Source organism: Candidatus Auribacterota bacterium (genome assembly GCA_026392035.1).
Classification (GTDB): domain Bacteria; phylum Auribacterota; class Tritonobacteria; order UBA1439; family UBA1439; genus JAPLCX01.
In genome coordinates this window covers 1-17,803 of the sequence record JAPLCX010000013.1, presented here as the reverse complement: position 1 = coordinate 17,803, position 17,803 = coordinate 1, and the positions used below count along the sequence as shown (strand labels likewise).

The 17,803-nt window shown below is 58.1% G+C and carries 16 protein-coding genes; 10 read left to right on the top strand and 6 right to left on the bottom strand.

Features of this window, described 5'->3' with window-relative positions; all coding sequences use genetic code 11:
* Positions 1-11: 11 nt before the first annotated feature.
* Together NTX71_00925 and NTX71_00920 are read left to right on the top strand one after the other, a co-directional pair.
* Entirely contained in the window at positions 12-1,112 is a 1,101-nt protein-coding gene (locus tag NTX71_00925) for a DegT/DnrJ/EryC1/StrS family aminotransferase (protein ID MCX6338469.1), read from the top strand.
* A 196-nt stretch (positions 1,113-1,308) separates the two neighbouring features.
* A complete protein-coding gene (locus NTX71_00920; GenBank protein MCX6338468.1) occupies positions 1,309-2,037 on the top strand; it encodes a uracil-DNA glycosylase in 729 nt (242 codons plus the stop codon).
* Between the two features lie 30 nt (positions 2,038-2,067).
* On the opposite strand, the gene NTX71_00915 is transcribed toward NTX71_00920, so the two are convergent.
* From NTX71_00915 to NTX71_00900, 4 genes are read right to left on the bottom strand one after another with little or no spacing between them, the layout of a single operon-like run.
* Positions 2,068-5,409, bottom strand: a complete 3,342-nt coding sequence (locus NTX71_00915) for an FAD-dependent oxidoreductase (GenBank protein MCX6338467.1) — start codon at positions 5,407-5,409, stop codon at positions 2,068-2,070.
* A 4-nt stretch (positions 5,410-5,413) separates the two neighbouring features.
* Complete coding sequence (locus NTX71_00910) at positions 5,414-7,204, bottom strand: NADH-quinone oxidoreductase subunit NuoF (protein MCX6338466.1); 1,791 nt, start codon at positions 7,202-7,204, stop codon at positions 5,414-5,416.
* Positions 7,201-7,704, bottom strand: coding sequence for an NADH-quinone oxidoreductase subunit NuoE (gene nuoE, locus NTX71_00905; protein MCX6338465.1), 504 nt, complete (start codon positions 7,702-7,704; stop codon positions 7,201-7,203). Before nuoE ends, NTX71_00910 begins: the two co-directional genes overlap by 4 nt.
* Positions 7,705-7,747: 43 nt before the next feature.
* Entirely contained in the window at positions 7,748-9,007 is a 1,260-nt protein-coding gene (locus tag NTX71_00900; protein ID MCX6338464.1) for a Glu/Leu/Phe/Val dehydrogenase, read from the bottom strand.
* Between the two features lie 129 nt (positions 9,008-9,136).
* On the opposite strand from NTX71_00900, the gene NTX71_00895 reads away from it, so the two are divergent.
* From NTX71_00895 to NTX71_00875, 5 genes are all read left to right on the top strand, one after another.
* Positions 9,137-10,723 carry a glutamate synthase-related protein gene (locus tag NTX71_00895; GenBank protein MCX6338463.1) on the top strand — a complete coding sequence of 529 codons (1,587 nt, stop codon included), beginning with the start codon at positions 9,137-9,139 and terminating at the stop codon, positions 10,721-10,723.
* A 26-nt stretch (positions 10,724-10,749) separates the two neighbouring features.
* A complete protein-coding gene (locus tag NTX71_00890; protein ID MCX6338462.1) occupies positions 10,750-11,238 on the top strand; it encodes a metallophosphoesterase in 489 nt (162 codons plus the stop codon).
* 52 nt (positions 11,239-11,290) lie between these two features.
* A complete protein-coding gene (locus tag NTX71_00885; protein MCX6338461.1) occupies positions 11,291-11,701 on the top strand; it encodes a pyridoxamine 5'-phosphate oxidase family protein in 411 nt (136 codons plus the stop codon).
* Positions 11,702-11,874: 173 nt separating this feature from the next.
* On the top strand, positions 11,875-12,225 hold the full coding sequence (locus NTX71_00880) for a hypothetical protein (protein ID MCX6338460.1): 351 nt from the start codon (positions 11,875-11,877) through the stop codon (positions 12,223-12,225).
* A gap of 285 nt (positions 12,226-12,510) precedes the next feature.
* Complete coding sequence (locus NTX71_00875) at positions 12,511-12,990, top strand: hypothetical protein (protein MCX6338459.1); 480 nt, start codon at positions 12,511-12,513, stop codon at positions 12,988-12,990.
* Between the two features lie 407 nt (positions 12,991-13,397).
* On the opposite strand, the gene NTX71_00870 is transcribed toward NTX71_00875, so the two are convergent.
* Entirely contained in the window at positions 13,398-13,730 is a 333-nt protein-coding gene (locus NTX71_00870; GenBank protein ID MCX6338458.1) for a hypothetical protein, read from the bottom strand.
* A 173-nt stretch (positions 13,731-13,903) separates the two neighbouring features.
* Between NTX71_00870 and NTX71_00865 the strand changes: the two genes are divergently transcribed.
* The 3 genes from NTX71_00865 to udp all read left to right on the top strand — a co-directional run bounded on the left by NTX71_00865 (position 13,904) and on the right by udp (position 16,581).
* Entirely contained in the window at positions 13,904-14,869 is a 966-nt protein-coding gene (locus tag NTX71_00865) for a DUF2877 domain-containing protein (protein ID MCX6338457.1), read from the top strand.
* A 66-nt stretch (positions 14,870-14,935) separates the two neighbouring features.
* A complete protein-coding gene (locus NTX71_00860; GenBank protein MCX6338456.1) occupies positions 14,936-15,694 on the top strand; it encodes a cyclase family protein in 759 nt (252 codons plus the stop codon).
* Positions 15,695-15,825: 131 nt separating this feature from the next.
* On the top strand, positions 15,826-16,581 hold the full coding sequence (udp, locus tag NTX71_00855; protein ID MCX6338455.1) for a uridine phosphorylase: 756 nt from the start codon (positions 15,826-15,828) through the stop codon (positions 16,579-16,581).
* A 98-nt stretch (positions 16,582-16,679) separates the two neighbouring features.
* Here the strand turns inward: udp and NTX71_00850 are convergent, their stop codons facing one another.
* Positions 16,680-17,405 carry an N-acetyltransferase gene (locus NTX71_00850; GenBank protein ID MCX6338454.1) on the bottom strand — a complete coding sequence of 242 codons (726 nt, stop codon included), beginning with the start codon at positions 17,403-17,405 and terminating at the stop codon, positions 16,680-16,682.
* Positions 17,406-17,803: the final 398 nt, after the last annotated feature.

Sequence of the window (17,803 nt, the reverse complement as noted above, 5' to 3'; positions counted from 1 at the left end):
GGGGAATGGCCATGGCGGTGCCTTTCTTAGATATTGTCGCACAGTATAAAAAATTGCAGCCGGAGTTGGAAAAGACGATTCTCGATGTCGCGCGCAGCGGGAAATACGTGCTGGGAGAGCGCGTGGCCGCACTGGAGAAGACCCTCGCCCGGTACCTTGATGTTCCCTGCGCCGTCGGGTGCGCGTCCGGCACAGACGCGCTGATTCTGGCGCTCAGGGCAGTGGGGACGGGCCCCGGGCACGAGGTGATCACCACCGCCTACAGTTTTTTTGCCACCGCGAGCGCGATCGTGCTCGTGGGAGCGACGCCCGTGTTTGTGGATATTGACCCGCGCACCTGCAATATTGACGCCCGCAAGGTTGAGAAGAAATTGAGCGTGCGGACCAGGGCGATCATTCCCGTCCACCTGTACGGTCAACCCGCTGAAATGGAGCCGCTCATCGCCCTCTCAAAGGAGTGGGGTGTCAAGATAATCGAGGACGCCTGCCAGAGCATCGGCGCCGAGTACAAGGGGAAGCGGGTCGGGGCGCTGGGCGACGTCGGCTGCCTGAGCTTTTATCCGACAAAAAATCTGAGCGGCATGGGAGACGGGGGGATGCTCTTCACCCACGACCAGAGGGTTGCCGAAAACCTCAGGATTCTCCGCGAGCACGGTGCGAAGCCGAGGTACTTCCATAAGGTGGTTGGCTACAACAGCAGGCTCGACGAACTCCAGGCTGCCGTGCTCCTGGTGAAGGCAAAGCATCTTGAGGAGTGGACCGAGAAAAGGCGGGCCAATGCGCGGCTCTACAATGAGCTTTTTATGGGGAGCGCGGTGGTCACCCCGTACGATCTCCCCTATGTCCGCCATGTGTACAACCAGTACGTGGTGCGAGTGAGCGCGCGCGATAAGCTCATGAACTACCTCGGGTCCAGAGGGATAGGATCGGCGATCTACTACCCCCTGCCGCTCCACCTCCAGGAGTGCTTCACGGCGCTGGGGTATAAGAAGGGCGACATGCCCGAGTCCGAGAAGGCCGCCGAAGAAACCCTGGCGCTTCCGATACACCCCGAGCTTGCCCAGGGGCAGATCGAGGAAGTGGCGAAGGCGGTGGTGGATTTTTATAAATAGGGTTTTTCACCACGGACCTGCCTGCCGGCAGGCAGGGGCACGGAGTAAGCGCCTCGATTATTGGGAATAACCACTGAGGGCACTGAAGGCACTGAAACAGGGATGGTATGTTTTCTGTGAATTTCAGTGTATCCAGTGGTCGCTATCTTAAATCCCCTCCGTGTTCTCCGTGCCTCCGTGGTGAATATTATTTAATATGAATGATAAACTGAGCGAATTAAGCGAGATTGTACGGCTCACGGGGAACTACGTGGAGAAGCTCGTCGAGGGGGGGATTCTGCATATTCCCATCGAGCAGCCTGCCGCTCAAGGGCAGGATGGCGATGGGGAACTCACACCGGATGCACGGCCGGCGGTGGATCCTGTCGGTGCGCTCAACGAGTTACAGACAACAGTCTCAACGTGCCGGAAGTGCGCGCTCTCGAAAACGAGGACTCGGACCGTATTCGGGACGGGCGCATGCCGCGCGCCGCTGATCTTCGTGGGTGAAGCGCCGGGCGCGGATGAGGACCGGCAGGGGCTCCCCTTCGTCGGGAGGGCCGGCCAGCTCCTCACGAAGATGCTCGCGTATATCGGGTTAAAAAGAGAGGATGTGTATATCACGAACGTCCTCAAATGCCGCCCCCCGCGCAACAGAGATCCGCTGCCGAATGAGGTTGCCTGTTGTGAACCATACCTGCTCGCGCAGCTTGAAGTGGTGAAGCCGCGCCTCATCTGCGCCCTTGGCCGCCATGCCGCCCAGACGCTCCTCAAAACTGAAGCTGCGATCAGCAAGCTCCGCGGCCGTTTCCACGACTACCACGGCGTCACAATACTCCCCACCTTTCACCCCGCCTATCTCCTGAGAAATCCCGCGGATAAAGACAAGGCAAAGGAGGACCTGAAGAAGATCAAGGCATTCCTGAACGAGGCTCAATCACGGTAGAACCGCACCTATTCCACCTGCGAGGTAGACTCACCCCAGCTTGTCCATCAGCTGCTGCCATATTTCCGCATTACTGAAACCGCAGAGGGGAGGCAGGGCTTTCCGCAGCGTGAGCTTCGCGCCGTCATAATGGGTGAATGTCCCTGAAGTTTCAGCCCAGCTTGCCGCGGGGAGAAGCACGTTTGCGATGCGGGTGAGGGGAGAGGGGACAAGCGCCTGCATTACCACAAAGGGCACCTTTCGGAGAGCGCCGTGCAGCTCCCTGTTATCAGGCAGGGTGCCCCCCAGTAATAGTGCGGCTTTAATCCTTCCACGCATCATCGCACTGACGACCTCCTTGTAGCTCATCCCGGGCCGTGCAGGCAGACTGCAGTTCCATTCCCTCTCCAATTTCTTCCGGGCCGCGCGATTGCTAATAAGTTTCTGTCCCGGCAGCGCGAACGGCGACACCCCTGCGTCGAGAAGACCCTGTTCGTTGATCTGGGTGCATAGGGAAACGATCCGCACGCCGCGTTTCGCAGCATAATTGTGCAGCGCAAGCATCGTTTTCTCATCCAGGCAGTCCCGGTTATACACGGTGGTCGGATGACGTTCTCCCTTGATGGATAAATCAATCTCTTGCATATAGTCCTTAAAACAGTCAGGGTCAGCCGAGATCTTCTTCCACGCGAGCCTGTCCAGCTTCGTTTTCTGTCCCCCGATGATCAGGAGTTTCGCGCCCCTCCTGACGGCTTTGATCACAGACAGGGCGGCAACCTCGTTAAGTTCTACCATGAGCGGATTAATGAGGATGATTGAATCGCTCTTCTCGATGTCACCAATGCTGCAGGGCGAAACAATACGCCCGAGTCTGCTGTGGGCCAGGGGTGAGAAGATCTTTCCGCCGAGCGGGTAGATATTATTTGTACCCAGCACGGCGCGCGCGAGCTTCTGTGCAGCGTACGCCTCTTCGTCGGTGAGGCGGGGAGAGACGAAGAACGCGATGTCGCGAGGAGGAATTCCGTGGAGGCCTTCGCGAGTTTTGTCCGCGACTTCGCCCCAGCCTGCTCTCACGAAGCGGTTACCCTTTCGCACAGAAGGGAGTATGACTCTGTTCGCGCCGCTGAGATATTCAAACCCGAACTTCCCCTTCTCGCAGAGGTTTCCGTTCGCCGATGGTGTGACCTTGAACAGCTGATTGCCGAACGTGTGGAGCGCGATCCGGCAGCCGACGCCGCAGTGGGCGCAGATTGTTTCCGTTTTTGCCGTGAGTCCGGGGAGAGCTCCTCGAATGGCAATTTTTTCCTGGAGCGCGCCGGTGGGGCACGCGGTGAGGCACTGCCCGCATGACTCGCAGTCGGTGTCCTGGAGCGGCCAACCGAAGGGCGCCGCCACCTGCATGTTAAAACCGCGCCCGATGTACCCCCATGCGCAGATTCCCTGGACCTCGATGCACACGCGTATGCAGCGGGCGCACTTGATGCACCTGTCGGGGTCGCGCACGATGTATGGATGCCTGGCGTCAGTCTCCCGGCGTTTCCCGGGTGAGCCGAACCGGTTTGCGTCCACGCCATATTGACTCGCGAGATCCCGCAGGGTGCAGTCTGCTGACTTCTCGCAACCGCATTCCAGGCATCGGTAGGCCTCTTTAAGGGCATCCTCTTCTTTGAACGCCTGCTCGACCTCGGAAAATCCGCCGATCCTATCCTTAACACTCATCCGCACAGCCGGAATCCTCGGTATCTTTTCCTCGTGCGCATATTCACGCGTGTCCATTTCCTTGTTTTCCCTTCGGGCGGGGCTGAATGGCATGGTGAGCGGAGATGGTTTCCCGGTGCGGAGGAAGGAATCTATGGCGTGGGCAGCCCTGCGGCCAGCGGCGACGGAGCCTATCGCGATATCAGGGCCGGTGACACAGTCGCCGCAGGCGAAAACTCCCTCGCGCGCGGTGCGGAGTGTATCTTCCGCGGCGCTGATTCTGCCCTTGCTGCCAGGAGCGAGTCCCGAGCCATCCAGGACGGAGGCGTCAACCGATTGACCGATGGCCATTATTATCGAATCGCACGCGATGCTATGTTCGCTCCCGGGGACGGGGAGTGGTTTCCGTCTCCCGCTTTCGTCGGGCTCGCCGAGTGCCATGCGTGAGCAGGTTATCTCGAGTCTGCTGTTTCGCCGGGCAATTGCGAGCGGCAGCGTGAGGTGCCTGATCTCGATCCCCTCTTCCTCTGCAGCCTTTATTTCTGCGCTGCTCGCCGGCATCTCCTCGCGCGACCTGCGATAGACAATTGAGACAGTTGCCGCGCCGAGCCGGAGCGCCGTTCGCGCGGCGTCAATGGCCGTGTCGCCTCCGCCGACGACAAGGACTGTGTTGCCGAGCGAAGGCCGCTTCCCGGAGGCCACCTCCGCGAGAAAGTCAATTCCACCCAATACCCCTTCACTATCTTCGCCCTCAATTCCCATCCGCCGGTTGCGCTGGGCCCCCACGGCGACGAGCACGGCATCGTATCCATTATCGAGCAGCCGGGCGATCGTCCTTGTGCCGCCGACGGGCGCCGCGCATTTGATTGTCACGCCGCATCGCCTGATGAAGTCTATCTCACGATCGAGCACTGCCTTCGGCAGGCGGTATTCGGGGATTCCATAGCGCAGCATGCCGCCCGGTTTCTCTCGCGCCTCGAACACAGTCACCGCGTGGCCATTGAGGGCAAGGAAATAAGCGGCGCTGAGCCCCGCGGGGCCGGAGCCGATGATTGCCACTTTCTTCCCGGAAGGTTTTTTCTTCTCCGGCGTCGGGGTGGACGGAGCGGCCCGTTCGGCCGCGAATCTTTTGAGGGCGCAGATGGAGGCGGGCTCATCAACAGTAGTGCGCCTGCAGGCCTCCTCGCAGGGGTGGGGGCAGATCCTGCCGATAGTCGCCGGCATCGGAACCGTTTCCATGATGAGGCGAAGCGCCTCGCCGTAGCGCTTGTTGAGGAGCAGGCTGAGATACCCACGGGCATCGCAGCCCGCGGGGCACGCGAGCTGGCAGGGTGGAAGACACTCGCCGCAGTGATCGGAGAGCAAAAGCTCGATGCAGAGCCTGCGCGCGGCGAAAATCTCTTCGTCATGAGTCGCGATCTCCATGCCGGCGGATACCACGGTCGCGCACGCAGGCCTCAGACGCCTCTCGCCCTTCACCTTCACCGCGCAGATCCAGCAGGAGGCGTAAGGATCGAGCTTCTCGTCGTGGCAGAGCGTGGGGATGGCGACCCCCGCCCGGAGTGCCGCCTGGAGGATGGTGTCACCCCGGTATGCCGTAATCCGTTTCCCGTCAATGGTGATGTGAATCGGTGTCGAGGTGCAGTAATCCACTGCCGTTATTTTGGATTTGGGATTTGGGATTTGGGATTTCACTCGATCATTCCACCACTATCGCCCCGAATTTGCAGGCTTCCACGCACAGCCCGCAGCGGGTGCACTTTTCCCCGTCGATGCGGTGCGCCTTCTTGCGCTCCCCCGCGGCCGCCCCCGCCGGGCAGACGCGCGCGCACGCGCCGCACCCCGTGCAGCGGAGTTCATCGACGCGGTAGCTGATGAGGGCCCTGCATTTCCCTGCCGGGCAACGCTTCTCGCATATGTGGGCCATGTATTCTTCCCGGAAGAAACGGAGCGTCGTGAGGACCGGGTTGGGCGCCGTCTGCCCGAGGCCGCAGAGCGACGCGACCTTCACCTTCTCCGCGAGCTCCTCGAGCAGGTCGAGATCTTCGGTGCGTCCGAGGCCTTTGGTGATGCGGTCCAGGATCTCGAGCATACGCTTTGTCCCGATGCGGCAGAAGGTGCACTTGCCGCACGATTCGTTCTGTGTGAACGCGAGAAAGTACCGTGCGAGGTCAACCATGCAGCTCGAGCTGTCGAGGACTATCATGCCCCCGGACCCCATGATGGCGCCGCTCTCCTTGAGCGACTCATAGTCGATGGGCGTGTCGAAGAGGCTGGCGGGGAGACAGCCCCCCGAGGGGCCGCCGATCTGGACGGCCTTGATGGGGAGGCCGGTCGCCGAGCCGCCGCCGATCTCCTCCACAATCTCCCGGATCGTGGTACCCATAGGGACTTCGACGAGGCCGCCCCGGGCGATCTTCCCGGCGAGCGCGAACACCTTTGTCCCCTTGCTCCCCCCTGTCCCGATCGCGGCGTACACATCCGCGCCGTTCCTGATGATCCACGGGACGTTCGCGAGCGTTTCCACGTTGTTGATGCATGTCGGTTCCCCCCAGAGGCCCCTCGTCGAGGGGAACGGCGGCCTGAGCCGCGGCATCCCGCGCTCCCCCTCGAGTGATTTTATAAGCGCGGTTTCCTCGCCGCACACAAACGCCCCCGCGCCCTCCATGAGGGAGATCGAAAAATCGAAGCCCATTCCGAAAATATTTCCCCCCAAGAACCCGCTTTTTGCGGCTTGTGCCAGGGCGAGCGAGAGCCTTTTTACCGCGAGCGGGTACTCGGCTCTCACGTAGATGACCCCGCGCGTGGCCCCGATCGCGTAGCCGGCGATCGCCATCCCCTCCAGCACCGCGTGGGGATCGCCCTCCAGGACGCTCCGGTCCATGAAGGCGCCGGGGTCGCCCTCGTCGGCGTTGCAGATGATGTACTTCTCCGCGCCCGGCGCCTCGCTCGTCGTTTTCCACTTTGTGCCGGTGGGGAACCCCGCGCCGCCGCGGCCACGGAGGCCCGAGGCGGAAATGCTTTCAATCACCGCGCGGGGAGAGTAGCGCGTGAGGACCGCGCGGAGCGCGTTGTAGCCGCCCCTCCCGACGTAGTCGGCAATATCCTCGGGATCGATGAAACCGCAGTTCGCCAGCACAATCTTCTTCTGTTTCGCGAAGTAGGTGAGTGAGTCCAGCGCCGGAACATTGTCGGCCACGAGCCACTTCGCCACGGGGGCGCCATTGACGAGGTGCTCGCTGACGATCCGTGGAACGCGCTCCGGCGTGACCTCGCCGTAGAGAGAGAAGCGCCCGTCGGGGGAGGCGATCTCCACCAGCACTTCACGGTGACACATCCCGAGGCAGCCGGTGGTGCCGATAACCGCGGGGATTTTCCTCCGGCGGATTTCCTCCTTGAATGTTTCCAGAACAGTCTCGCCCCCCGCCGCGACACCGCAGGAGCTCAGGCCGATTGTGACCCGGAACTTTTTGGCGGGATTCTTCTTCATCGGTATTTCTTGAGAATGGCGGGAGTCCCTGCGGGAGTGAGCTTCCCGTAGACGGTTTTATTGATCATCATGACGGGGGAGAGGCTGCAGCAGCCGAGGCAGGCGACGCTGCACAGGGTGAAGCGCCGGTCGGGGGTGGTGCCGCCCGGCTGGATCTTGAGCGCGCGCTCGATCGCCTCGGATATCCGCTCGGCGCCTGCGACGTGGCAGGCGGTGCCGTGGCAGACGGTGATGAGGTTCCTGCCGACCGGCGTGAGGCGAAACTGCCCGTAGAATGTCGCCACGCCGTACACCTGGGCGGGGGAGAGGCCGAGCTGCTGTGCGATGCGCCGCAGCGCCTTTTCAGGGAGGTAGCCGAAGAGCTCCTGCGTCTTCTGGAGGAGGGGGATCAGCGCCCCCTGCTTCCCCCTATAGCGCACAAGGAGCTTCTTGAAACACCGCTCTTTTGATCTCTGGGGGGTGCGCATGAGGCGAGCTGTTGCGGTTATATGCGAACTCATTTAATACCACTAGAAACCAGTAACTAGTGACCAGTAACTGCTTTTAAGGCCACAGTCCGCGTATTTTCATGGCGCTGGCCACGCGCCCCACGGCGAGGATCAACGCCGCGGTGCGCATATCAACCTTGTGCTTCTCGGCGGTTCTGAGCACCGCGTCGAAGCTATTGACCATGATGGTGCGCAGCTTCTCGTTGATATCATTTTCGCTCCAGAAGAGGGCCTGCAAATCCTGTACCCATTCGAAGTACGACACCGTGACACCGCCCGCGTTCGCGAGTATATCGGGAACACAAAATATTCCGCGCTCGTGGAGAATCTTGTCCGCTGATGGAGTGGTAGGCCCATTGGCTGCCTCAGCGATGATCTTGGCCTTTATTCGCGGCGCGTTCCTCTCCGTAATCTGGTTTTCCAGAGCGGCGGGGATGAGGACATCACATTCGAGCTCAAGGAGCTCAGCATTAGTTATTGTGCCCGAGTTTTCATAGCCGATGACTGAACCTGTTTTCATTTTGTGCTCGAGCACGCTGTGCGGATCGAGACCCCTCGTGTTCAAGATACCCCCCTTCGAGTCGGAGACCGCGATGATCTTCGCTCCTGCGTCGTGGAGGAGCAGGGCAGATATTGATCCGGCATTGCCGAACCCCTGAACTGCCACACGTGCGCCGTTGACCGGAATGCCCTGGTACTTCATCGCCTCAATGGCGGTCACCATCACCCCGCGCCCTGTCGCCTCTTTGCGGCCCAGCGAACCGCCGATGTCGACCGGCTTCCCCGTCACCACACCCGTCACGCACCATCCGGTAGTCATGCTTATGGTGTCCATTATCCATGCCATGGTCTGGGCGTCCGTGTACACGTCCGGGGCGGGGATGTCCTTTGTGGGGCCGATGATGATGCTGATCTCAACGGCATATCGGCGGGTGAGGTTTTCCAATTCCCTCATCGACATTTCTTTGGGGTTGCAGATGACCCCTCCCTTCGCGCCGCCATAGGGGATGTTGACCACCGCACATTTCCAGGTCATCCACATGGCGAGCGCACGGATTTCCTCGAGGGTGACATCTGGATGGTAGCGTATGCCTCCCTTTGAGGGGCCCCTGATGAGGCTGTGCTGCACGCGGTAGCCGGTGAAGACCCGCGGGGTGCCATCGTCCATGCGCACGGGTATGGAGACGGTGAGTTCCCGCTGGGGGTGGCGCAGCCGTTCATGCACGTAGGGGTCTAGATTGATCTTTTCTGCGACTTCATCGAGCTGCTCGAGAGCTACATCCCATGCTGATTCGGCAAGATATTGATTGGCCATGCTCATACCTCCTGTAGGATTTTTTCCAAAGACCGCATCCAACTGATATAATGATTCTTACGTGAACACAAGGCTTATTGTAGTATGTGTGACGTTATTTTGCCATAGGAGAGAAAGGAGCCACACAAAATGAAGGAAAACGCGCGTTCAACAACGGGGACCAGCGCGAGGGTGAGGGACGTTTCCCCATCAAGCGGGATGTGCCCTCTCTGTATACGGGAGTGCAAGGTGCTCTGTGAAATAGGGAAAAGCGCCTTCCGTGGCAGGGATGTCCTGTATCCCGAGCCGGAACGGTTTGGAGAATCGACCGCGGCTTCAAATAAGGATTACGGCCTTCATTGGAGGGACCTCCAGATAATGGTTGAGGTGAGGGGAGCGCAGGGGATTGCGGAAGATCCCGACAAGGCGCTCTTCCCCAATGTCGATGTCGCCCAGACTCTCGGCGGCATCAAGGTAAAGATACCCGTGATCATTCCCGGCCTGGGGTCGACCGATGTGGCGAGGCGGAACTGGCTCGGCCTCTCCATGGGAGCGGCTATCTCGGGAGTTATTGATGTGATAGGGGAAAATGTATGCGGTATGGATGAGGAGGCCACATTCGATTCCAAAGGGATGGTCGTTGACTCTCCCCAGCTGCGGTTCCGCATTGACCAGTATCGCGTGTTCTGGGACGGTGAGTTTGGAGACATCGGCGTGCAGACAAACGTTGAGGACCAGCGGTGCGGCGTGGCGCTGTACGCGATCAGGAAGCTCGGGGTGAACATAATTGAAAGGAAGTGGGGGCAGGGGGCGAAGAATATCGGCGGCGAGGTGAGGATCCACAGCCTCGAAAAGGCCCTCCTGCTCAAGAAGCGGGGCTATGTGGTCATCCCTGATCCGGAAGATCCGGCGGTAGAGGAGGCCTTCAGGAAAAAGGTGTTCGACACCTTCGAGCGCCATTCGCGAGTGGGGATGCCCGAGTGGAAGGGGTTTGTCGAGGACATCCAGTGGCTCAGGAGCGAGGGCGCGAAAAAGGTATTCTTGAAGACAGGTTCTCCGAACCCCTATGCCATAGCGTTCATTTTGAAGTGCGCGTCCGCGGCGAAGGTCGATCTACTCACCCTTGACGGCGCGGGCGGCGGCACCGGGATGTCACCGGTGCCGATGATGCAGGAGTGCTCAACGCCGACGATCTATCTTGAATCCATTGTGCTCGACGCGGTCCGGATTCTCAAGAAACGGAAAAAGTATATCCCGGATATCGTCATCGCGGGCGGGTTCATCAACGAAACCCAGATCTTTAAGGCCATCGCCATGAGCAACTACGGTGAGGGACCCGTGGTGAAGGGGGTCGCAATGGCGCGGGCGCCGATTACCGCGGCGATGAAAGCGGACTATTTTACCAAGCTCGCCGAGGCAGAGGATCTCCCGCACGCCTTCAGGGATAGGTACAGCGACGATCCGGCGAAATTCTTCATCACCATGACCGAGTTGAAATCACGATTCGGCAAGGCGATCGGCAAAGAGCTCCCCTGGGCCGCAGTGGGCGTCTATACCTACTTCGACAGGATCAGGGTGGGGCTCCAACAGCTCATCGCGGGCTGCAAGAAGTTCAGGCTCGACCTGATAAGCAGAGAAGACCTCGCCTCGCTCACTCCGCTCGCGAGGGACGTGACGAACATACCCATGATCCACGAGTATGATGAGAAGTCGTTTGAGAACATCCTGGACTTCTAGCGTGGCGCTTTGATGGGGATGTAATTATGAAGCTCGGGTTGATGGCTGATTCACACGAGAACATGCCTGCGATCGCGAAGGCGGTTGAGCTTTTCAACCGTGAGGGGGTGGCGGTAGTCCTGCACGCGGGTGATATCATCTCGCCGATCACCGCGAAGGAGTTCGCGAAGTTAAAGATGCCGCTCATCGCCGTCTTCGGGAACAACGACGGCGAGAAGTTCTTTCTGAGGGAGAAGTTAAAGGGGATCGGCGAAATCCACGAGCGGAAGTGGGAGGGGGAGCTCGGCGGCAAGCGGGTGCTGCTGATCCATGTCCCCGACATGCTTGACGCCCTCGCGGCGAGCGGCGCCTATGACCTCATCGTGTACGGTCACACGCACGAAGTGGTGGTCCGGAAAGGGAAGACGCTCGTGGTCAATCCGGGAGAATGCGGCGGCTGGCTCACGGGGCGGTGCACCGTCGCCATTCTCGACACGGAGAGGATGACGGCCGAAATCCATGACTTGAACTATTAACAGAGAAATTAGATAAAAAATAACAATAAACTAAATGAAAGAGGGGGAGCACATGACGGCATGTGAGGCGATGGAGATTATCAGAGGGGCGGGCTATGGGGTTCTGGCCACCGACGTTGAGGGGCAGCCGCGGGTGCGTCCGATGGCGTTCGTGGTCACCGATGATTTCAGGCTGTTGAGTTCCACCTTCAAACGGAGCGGCAAGGTGCAAGAGCTCGCACGGAACCCGCGAGTGGAGATCTGTTTCGTGGACGGGCGCAAATACCAATTGAGAGTGGAGGGGCGCGCGGACGTCTCAGGAGGGCCGGAGAAGAAGCGCGAGCTGCTCGCTCTCAACCCGAATGTGAAAAAACATTTCACGGACGAGAATAACCCGGAGTTCGTGCTCATCGAAATCATCCCGACCCGCATGCGCTGGATGCCGCCCGGTTTCGGCGAGTATCGTCCAGTGGCCATCGGATAACACAAGGGTGCTATCGCAGACATTTTCCTTATTTTTCCCATGCTAAAGAGTTATAACCGGGAATGTCCTGGACATTCTTCATCTCATCTTACTGCTGGCGAAAGAATTAACGAAAACGCCTGGGAAACTTATGTGTGAGCTTTATGTTATACTTCTTAAGGAGGTGATAAGAAATGAAGGACATTAGAATGTTATTTATATCAATTGGACTTTTGATTAGTTTAGCTTTAACTTCATGTAACATTTTTAAGCATGGTACCGAATTCACTACGCTTGTTTTGCATAACAACCGTTATTGGATAGAGAACAATAGGTGGCCTAACAACGAAGAGGAACTTCGTGCATTCACTGAAAGAAAGGGTTTGAATTTCGATTGGTCAAAATTTTCCAAAGTAAAATTGACTCCACAAACTGATGGCAGTTTGTTCCTCGAAGCTGAATATGCTCCTCCAGAATCAGGTAGATGGTCTGCAACTATTAAAGCACCTAAAGAGACCAAAAAGGCAGGCAGAAATACTAGGTAAAGCCTATCAAGTCGCTGCACCTGACCCCGCAGAGGCGGGGCAGGTGAGCTTCACGTTCGCGCGCCGCCAAAGCGGCGCGAACGACGAAATTGAGCAAGCTCTCATGACTTGCCGCGCCTGGCGGCGCGAACAAGTCATTCGAGCGGGCGCCCCCTGCGGGGCTTCGCCTTGCCGGCGCGGATGCGCGGGCGTTCGCTCCTCCCCGCGTCCCGCTCAGCGGGATTGCCGCTCAATTCCGTCGTTAGAAAGTAAATCCATTAATAAAGAAAGGGGACTTGTACGAAAATGTTCAGAAAATTCATGGCATTATTTGTCATTGTGCCCATATCTTTATGCCTTGCAGGACAAAGCAAGCGGCCATCTGCCCCCAAGGGTTTTTCCTGGAAGCACATTGAGGATATCAAAGGCATCTTTCTTGTACCTGATGGTTGGCATTTCAAGAGCGAATTCAAAAAAGGGATCTACAGTTGTTTCATCACGAAAGAGAATATAGATGAAAAAGGTGAATATCAAACCGGTTTGGCGATACATGCAATAAAAAAGTCGCATCTTGAGACAGGGATTCCACCCTCAAAATATGCGTCACAATTTATCAATCAACTTGGTTCTTCTAAAGAGGTTCTAAAGGTTCTCAAAAAATGGAGATCTGATCAAGGCTCCTTCAAAGGATTCGGTTTAACATATGAAGGTAAACATCATGACAAACCCATAACTGTTTACAACCTCCTTTTAGCTAATGATAAAACTGGCACACTATCATGTTGACGAAAACGGAATCGAACAAGGAGCTCAAGGCGACGCGTTAAGGCGCGCTCCTCGCCACCGGCCGCTTCCTTGTTCGTCGGCAGGAGGAGACCGGCAAATCGTATCAGTTCTACCGGTAAGATTGGGGACGGGCCATCCTGCGGGGGCTTGAGTTCCTCATCGCCGGCGATATTATTCGAACGGTTGTCATTGCGCTCACACTGAAGAACGTCCTGATCGTACTGATTCGTACCTTCATCGGCATGGCTGTGCAGTTGGAAGTGGAAGGGTACCGGCCTTGGCAATGTGCCGAAGAGGCCCGACTTTCGCGGGCCTACAGCAATAGTACCTGACCCCAGAGCTCCGGTGGAACAGGATCCGGTGTTATCCGAGACGCGTGCCGCGCTCTGGACTGAAGAATTGAGAAATTATTTCCCGGCGAAGATCCGCTTGAAGAAGCGGCCCGTTCCGACACCGGCGTTCTTGAAGAATCTGCCGGAGCCCTTCCCGAATTTCGCGAAGAAGTTTCCCGTGCCCTTCCCGAATGTCGCGCCGGCATGGCCGACCTTTTCCATAGGCGCCCGCTCTTGAACCTGCGTTGCTGCGGGTGCCGTCACACTCTCCTGTTTGGGTTGCCCGGCTGCCGGGGCAACCTTGACTTTTTGACCGCTCTCCTGCGCCAGGACAGGTGAAAGGCCCTGAGCCCCCCACGCGAAGATGAGAAGCGCAAGAGGGAGAACCATGAGCTTCTTCACGTTCATAAAAATCCTCCTTGTTGCGGTTGAAGGTCTGAAACTGCTATTACGATAGCATGTTGCGTAGGCATGTCAACAGCGGCGTGGGTGCGCTCCGGCATAGGTGAGATCCTGGGTCCGCTCCGGTCACGCTCTTCTTACAAGATGAGAGAGAAGCCATATGCTATCATGGTGATCATATGCGCCTGAGAGCATTATCAATTGATAGAGAGCTCAGAGACGTGCTCCTCAGAGGAAGGGTCACGGGCGCGACATTCGCGGTCTATGACCGCGTGGTATATCTACGAACGCTCAAGGGAGCAATGCTTGTCATCGCACACATGGATGTCGGCAATGGGCCGGGATTTATTCTCGTTGAGCATGAGGGCTCCCTGAAGAACGGATATCCATCTTTTTATCCCGACGAGCGATTCGAATGCGAGAAGGGGCTGGTGAAGATTGGGGAAGAGAGGATCATTGTCGAGGCGGTTCGTGCGGCTACATGGGATCCTTCCTTCGCGCCGACGGGAACGCATCGCTTGGGCGAACTGGAAACCTGTTTGAAAATCGCACGTGAGATCGCTAAATCGCGCGCTCGCGGCGTCCTCGGCTCGCTCATCGGCAGGCTCGAAGATCGCTGCAGCCATGGACGCCAGAGACAGAACCCGCAGATATCTGACACCGCGCTCGTGGTACATGAGAAGGTGTACGCGCTCGCAGCCGCCCTCACGAGGGGCTGCGAGATAAAAGTTAGAGAAGCGGCGCAGCGGATCATCGGGCTGGGGGAGGGGCTCACGCCCTCGTGCGACGACCTGCTCGTGGGGCTGGTGGGTTTCCTGTGTGGCGCGCGGCGTGTTCCATTCCTGGAGGCGTATGCCCGGAGGATGATCACCCGGCTCGGGGAGGTGATGAAATCGCCGGCGGAGCGAACGACGCCGGTATCGGCTCATTTCCTCTCTGCGGCGGGGCGCGGGCGGTTCGCGGAGCGGGTGAAGGAGCTGCTGGAAGCGATTTTCGCCATTGATGAGAAAAGGGTGGAAAGAGCGAGCGAGCGGGTGCTAGAATATGGCGCCACGTCGGGGGTGGATCTGATTTATGGCATGGCCCTTGGATATGAAATTGCAAAGACTCGCTTGTCGCTCGTGGCGCGTAGATTGACACAGTAAGCTTAGACGGGTCACGAGAAACGAGGCACGGGAAACGAGTCACGGAGGTAAATTGTGAAATTCAAAATGTACGATCTCACGCAGCCGCTGAGCGATCTCACTCCGGCATGGCCGACGTATGAGCCGCTCCAGGTGAAGTTCTTCAAGCGCCTGGCGCCGAACGGCGCGAACGGCCAGCTGGTGACGCACAGCAACCATGTGGGCACCCACCTCGATGGGTCGCTCCACTTCTGCACGCACGGGCGCGACGTCGCGTCCATCCCGCTCGAGGAGCTCGTGAGCGAAGGGGCGATCGTCGACCTGAGTGATATCGCCGAGGACTACGGCATTTACACCTCAAAGGATATCACCAACCGCGTGGAGGTAAAAGAGGGAGATATCCTCGTCATCAACACCGGCTATCACAAATACTCATGGGACCAGCCTGAGGCGGATGAGGTGCGCTACATGGTTAAACACCCAGGACCGCAGCGGGAGTTTGCGAACTGGTGCAAGAAAATGAAGATCAAATGGATCGGCGTTGACTGCGGCTCCGCTGACCACCCGATGAACACGAAGATTCGCGAGTGGATGCCGAAGCAAGCGGCAGAATGCGAGATTTATTTCAAAAAGAGGTTCAAAAAGACGATCGACGAAATGTTTCCTCCCGACCACTACCAGCTCATGCACATTGACCTGTTCCCGCTTGATATCATACACGCTGAAAATCTGGGGGGAGACATCGACAAGGTGCTCAACCGCCGGATGGTCATCGGCTGCTTCCCCTGGCGCTGGGTCGGGGGGGAGTCATCAATTTGCCGGATCGTGGCATTCGATATGAGCTAGGAGTGTATGACCGCGGATTGTGCGGATGGGGCGGATTTTTTGCTGATGTAGGGGCTTGATCCTTCGGCTTCGCTCAGGACAAGTTTTATCAAGCCCATGTATGTAATGCCTCACGAGGCAGGGGGGAAGCAATGTCAGAAAAGCAATATCACATACAACTGGCGAAGGGGGATGTCGGGCGGTACGTGCTGCTCCCCGGCGACCCGGGGCGCGTCCCCCTGATCGCGGGTTTTCTGGATAGGGCCGAGAAGGTGGCGCAGAACAGGGAATACACCACATACACGGGAGAGGTGGGCGGCATCAAAGTGTCGGTGACGTCCACCGGGATCGGCTGCCCCTCCGCGGCGATCGCCGTGGAGGAACTCGCACGCATCGGGGCTGACACCTTTATCAGGGTCGGGACGGCAGGCGGCCTCCAGACGAACGTCGGCCTCGGTGACCTCGTCATCTCCACGGCCACCGTCCGGGAGGACGGGACCTCCCTCCAGTACGTACCGCTCAACTACCCCGCCGTTGCCGATTTTCAACTCACCATGGCGCTCTGGGAAGCGGCCAAAAAGCTCGGCTACAAGACGCACCTGGGCATCACGCAGACCAAGGACGCCTTTTTCACCGAGGAGGACGACCCGCGCCTGCCGCAGTACGACGAGATCCGCGCCAGGTGGAAAACCTGGCAGAAGGCGAACGTGCTGGCGAGCTCGATGGAGTCGTCTGCAATCTTCGTGATCTCCTCATTCAGAAGGCTCAGGGCAGCGGAAATCCTCGCGGTCATCGGCTCCACCATCACGGGAGAGATGATTGTCAAGAAGGTAGGGATCGAGGAGATGATAAAGACGGCTGTCGAGGCGATCAGGATTATTGCCGCGAGGGATAGGGCCGGAAAATAGGATCCTCTTTTTTGGGATTTGGGTCTTGGGATTTGGGATTTTAGAAAGTTGCCCCTCCATCTCTGAAGGGGCGATTTCTTGCCGGACTACAGGCTGGCTTATACCTCAACCTCTTTCGGCAGCGTCATCTTCTCGTTCGCCTTGAGGAGCTTCGCCGCCACGGGGCGCTTCAGCGTCCCGCCGATGAGATCGAGGAGATACTTTTTCACGACCGTGTCCCAGTATTTCTTCGTCATGTAAAAGACGCGTGATCCGCCGAGCTCGTGCTGGTACTCGGGCCAGGGGTACGACGGCTGTGCCATCCCGATTGCCCAGCGCTTGAAGCCGTTGTAGCTCTCATACGTCGCCCACCACTCTTTTTGCCCAAGGACTTCAAAGGCATACTCGGCCTTGGCGTAGTACATGATGGCGCCTATCCTGAGACCGCGTTTCATGGCGAGGGAGTGAAGGCTGATCGAGATATCATCATTCCACATGCGCCCGTTCGCGAAGCCGACCCACTCCCCGTTGATGAGGCCGAGGAGTTGATAGGGGTCTTTCAGCCTGTTCCTGTACCAGCCCAGAATCTCCGCGTAGACCCTCACGCCGACGATGTCGTAGAAGTCGTGGTCAACGTCGAGCATCTTCTTGATGAACTCAAGCATCTTTGGGACCTCTTCCCGCCGGGCTTCGCGGATCAGCATCTCCGAACCGTCCTTGAGTTTCACGCAGCTCGGCTCGTAGGGGGGCATCGTGGAGGGTGGCGGGCTGAGCAGCGGCTCGAGCTCGCGCACGTCAAATGTGATTTTCTCCTGTGATACTTTCTCCGGTGGTTCTCTGAGCATTGCGACCTCCTTTGCGGTGTATAAGCCCCTTCGAAGGGCAAGGGACATTCAAACAAAAAGGCAGACGAAAATCAAATACTATGTGGAATAAACTTTCAATATGACATCGGTGGCAAATCTTTCCTCTTTACAAATGAGAATAGGAATACAATTTCCCGGAGCATTCTATCACGTCTACTCTGCGCAAGAGCGTGGTGGAAAGCCGCTATTAGGTAAGGAACCGCGCGCTCGTGGGGCTCCATCATATCGCCAGCTTGATGTCATACCAAAATGATAATGTCCCCTATCTGCCAAAGTAGAAATGTCCCCTATAATAGCCCCCGACAAGGGGGTGGAAATGAGAGAGGGGATACTGGAGATGAGCCGTAAGGAGCGGGACAGGTTGGGGGTGATGGGGC

What these genes read in the sequence shown, in the direction of transcription:
- NTX71_00925 (MCX6338469.1), top strand. Translation starts at nt 12, where the DNA reads ATGGCGGTGCCTTTCTTAGATATTGTCGCACAGTATAAAAAATTGCAG.
- NTX71_00920 (MCX6338468.1), top strand. Translation starts at nt 1,309, where the DNA reads ATGAATGATAAACTGAGCGAATTAAGCGAGATTGTACGGCTCACGGGG.
- NTX71_00910 (MCX6338466.1), bottom strand. Translation starts at nt 7,204, where the DNA reads ATGAAGAAGAATCCCGCCAAAAAGTTCCGGGTCACAATCGGCCTGAGC.
- nuoE (MCX6338465.1), bottom strand. Translation starts at nt 7,704, where the DNA reads ATGAGTTCGCATATAACCGCAACAGCTCGCCTCATGCGCACCCCCCAG.
- NTX71_00900 (MCX6338464.1), bottom strand. Translation starts at nt 9,007, where the DNA reads ATGGCCAATCAATATCTTGCCGAATCAGCATGGGATGTAGCTCTCGAG.
- NTX71_00895 (MCX6338463.1), top strand. Translation starts at nt 9,137, where the DNA reads ATGAAGGAAAACGCGCGTTCAACAACGGGGACCAGCGCGAGGGTGAGG.
- NTX71_00890 (MCX6338462.1), top strand. Translation starts at nt 10,750, where the DNA reads ATGAAGCTCGGGTTGATGGCTGATTCACACGAGAACATGCCTGCGATC.
- NTX71_00885 (MCX6338461.1), top strand. Translation starts at nt 11,291, where the DNA reads ATGACGGCATGTGAGGCGATGGAGATTATCAGAGGGGCGGGCTATGGG.
- NTX71_00880 (MCX6338460.1), top strand. Translation starts at nt 11,875, where the DNA reads ATGAAGGACATTAGAATGTTATTTATATCAATTGGACTTTTGATTAGT.
- NTX71_00875 (MCX6338459.1), top strand. Translation starts at nt 12,511, where the DNA reads ATGTTCAGAAAATTCATGGCATTATTTGTCATTGTGCCCATATCTTTA.
- NTX71_00870 (MCX6338458.1), bottom strand. Translation starts at nt 13,730, where the DNA reads ATGAACGTGAAGAAGCTCATGGTTCTCCCTCTTGCGCTTCTCATCTTC.
- NTX71_00865 (MCX6338457.1), top strand. Translation starts at nt 13,904, where the DNA reads ATGCGCCTGAGAGCATTATCAATTGATAGAGAGCTCAGAGACGTGCTC.
- NTX71_00860 (MCX6338456.1), top strand. Translation starts at nt 14,936, where the DNA reads ATGTACGATCTCACGCAGCCGCTGAGCGATCTCACTCCGGCATGGCCG.
- udp (MCX6338455.1), top strand. Translation starts at nt 15,826, where the DNA reads ATGTCAGAAAAGCAATATCACATACAACTGGCGAAGGGGGATGTCGGG.
- NTX71_00850 (MCX6338454.1), bottom strand. Translation starts at nt 17,405, where the DNA reads ATGCTCAGAGAACCACCGGAGAAAGTATCACAGGAGAAAATCACATTT.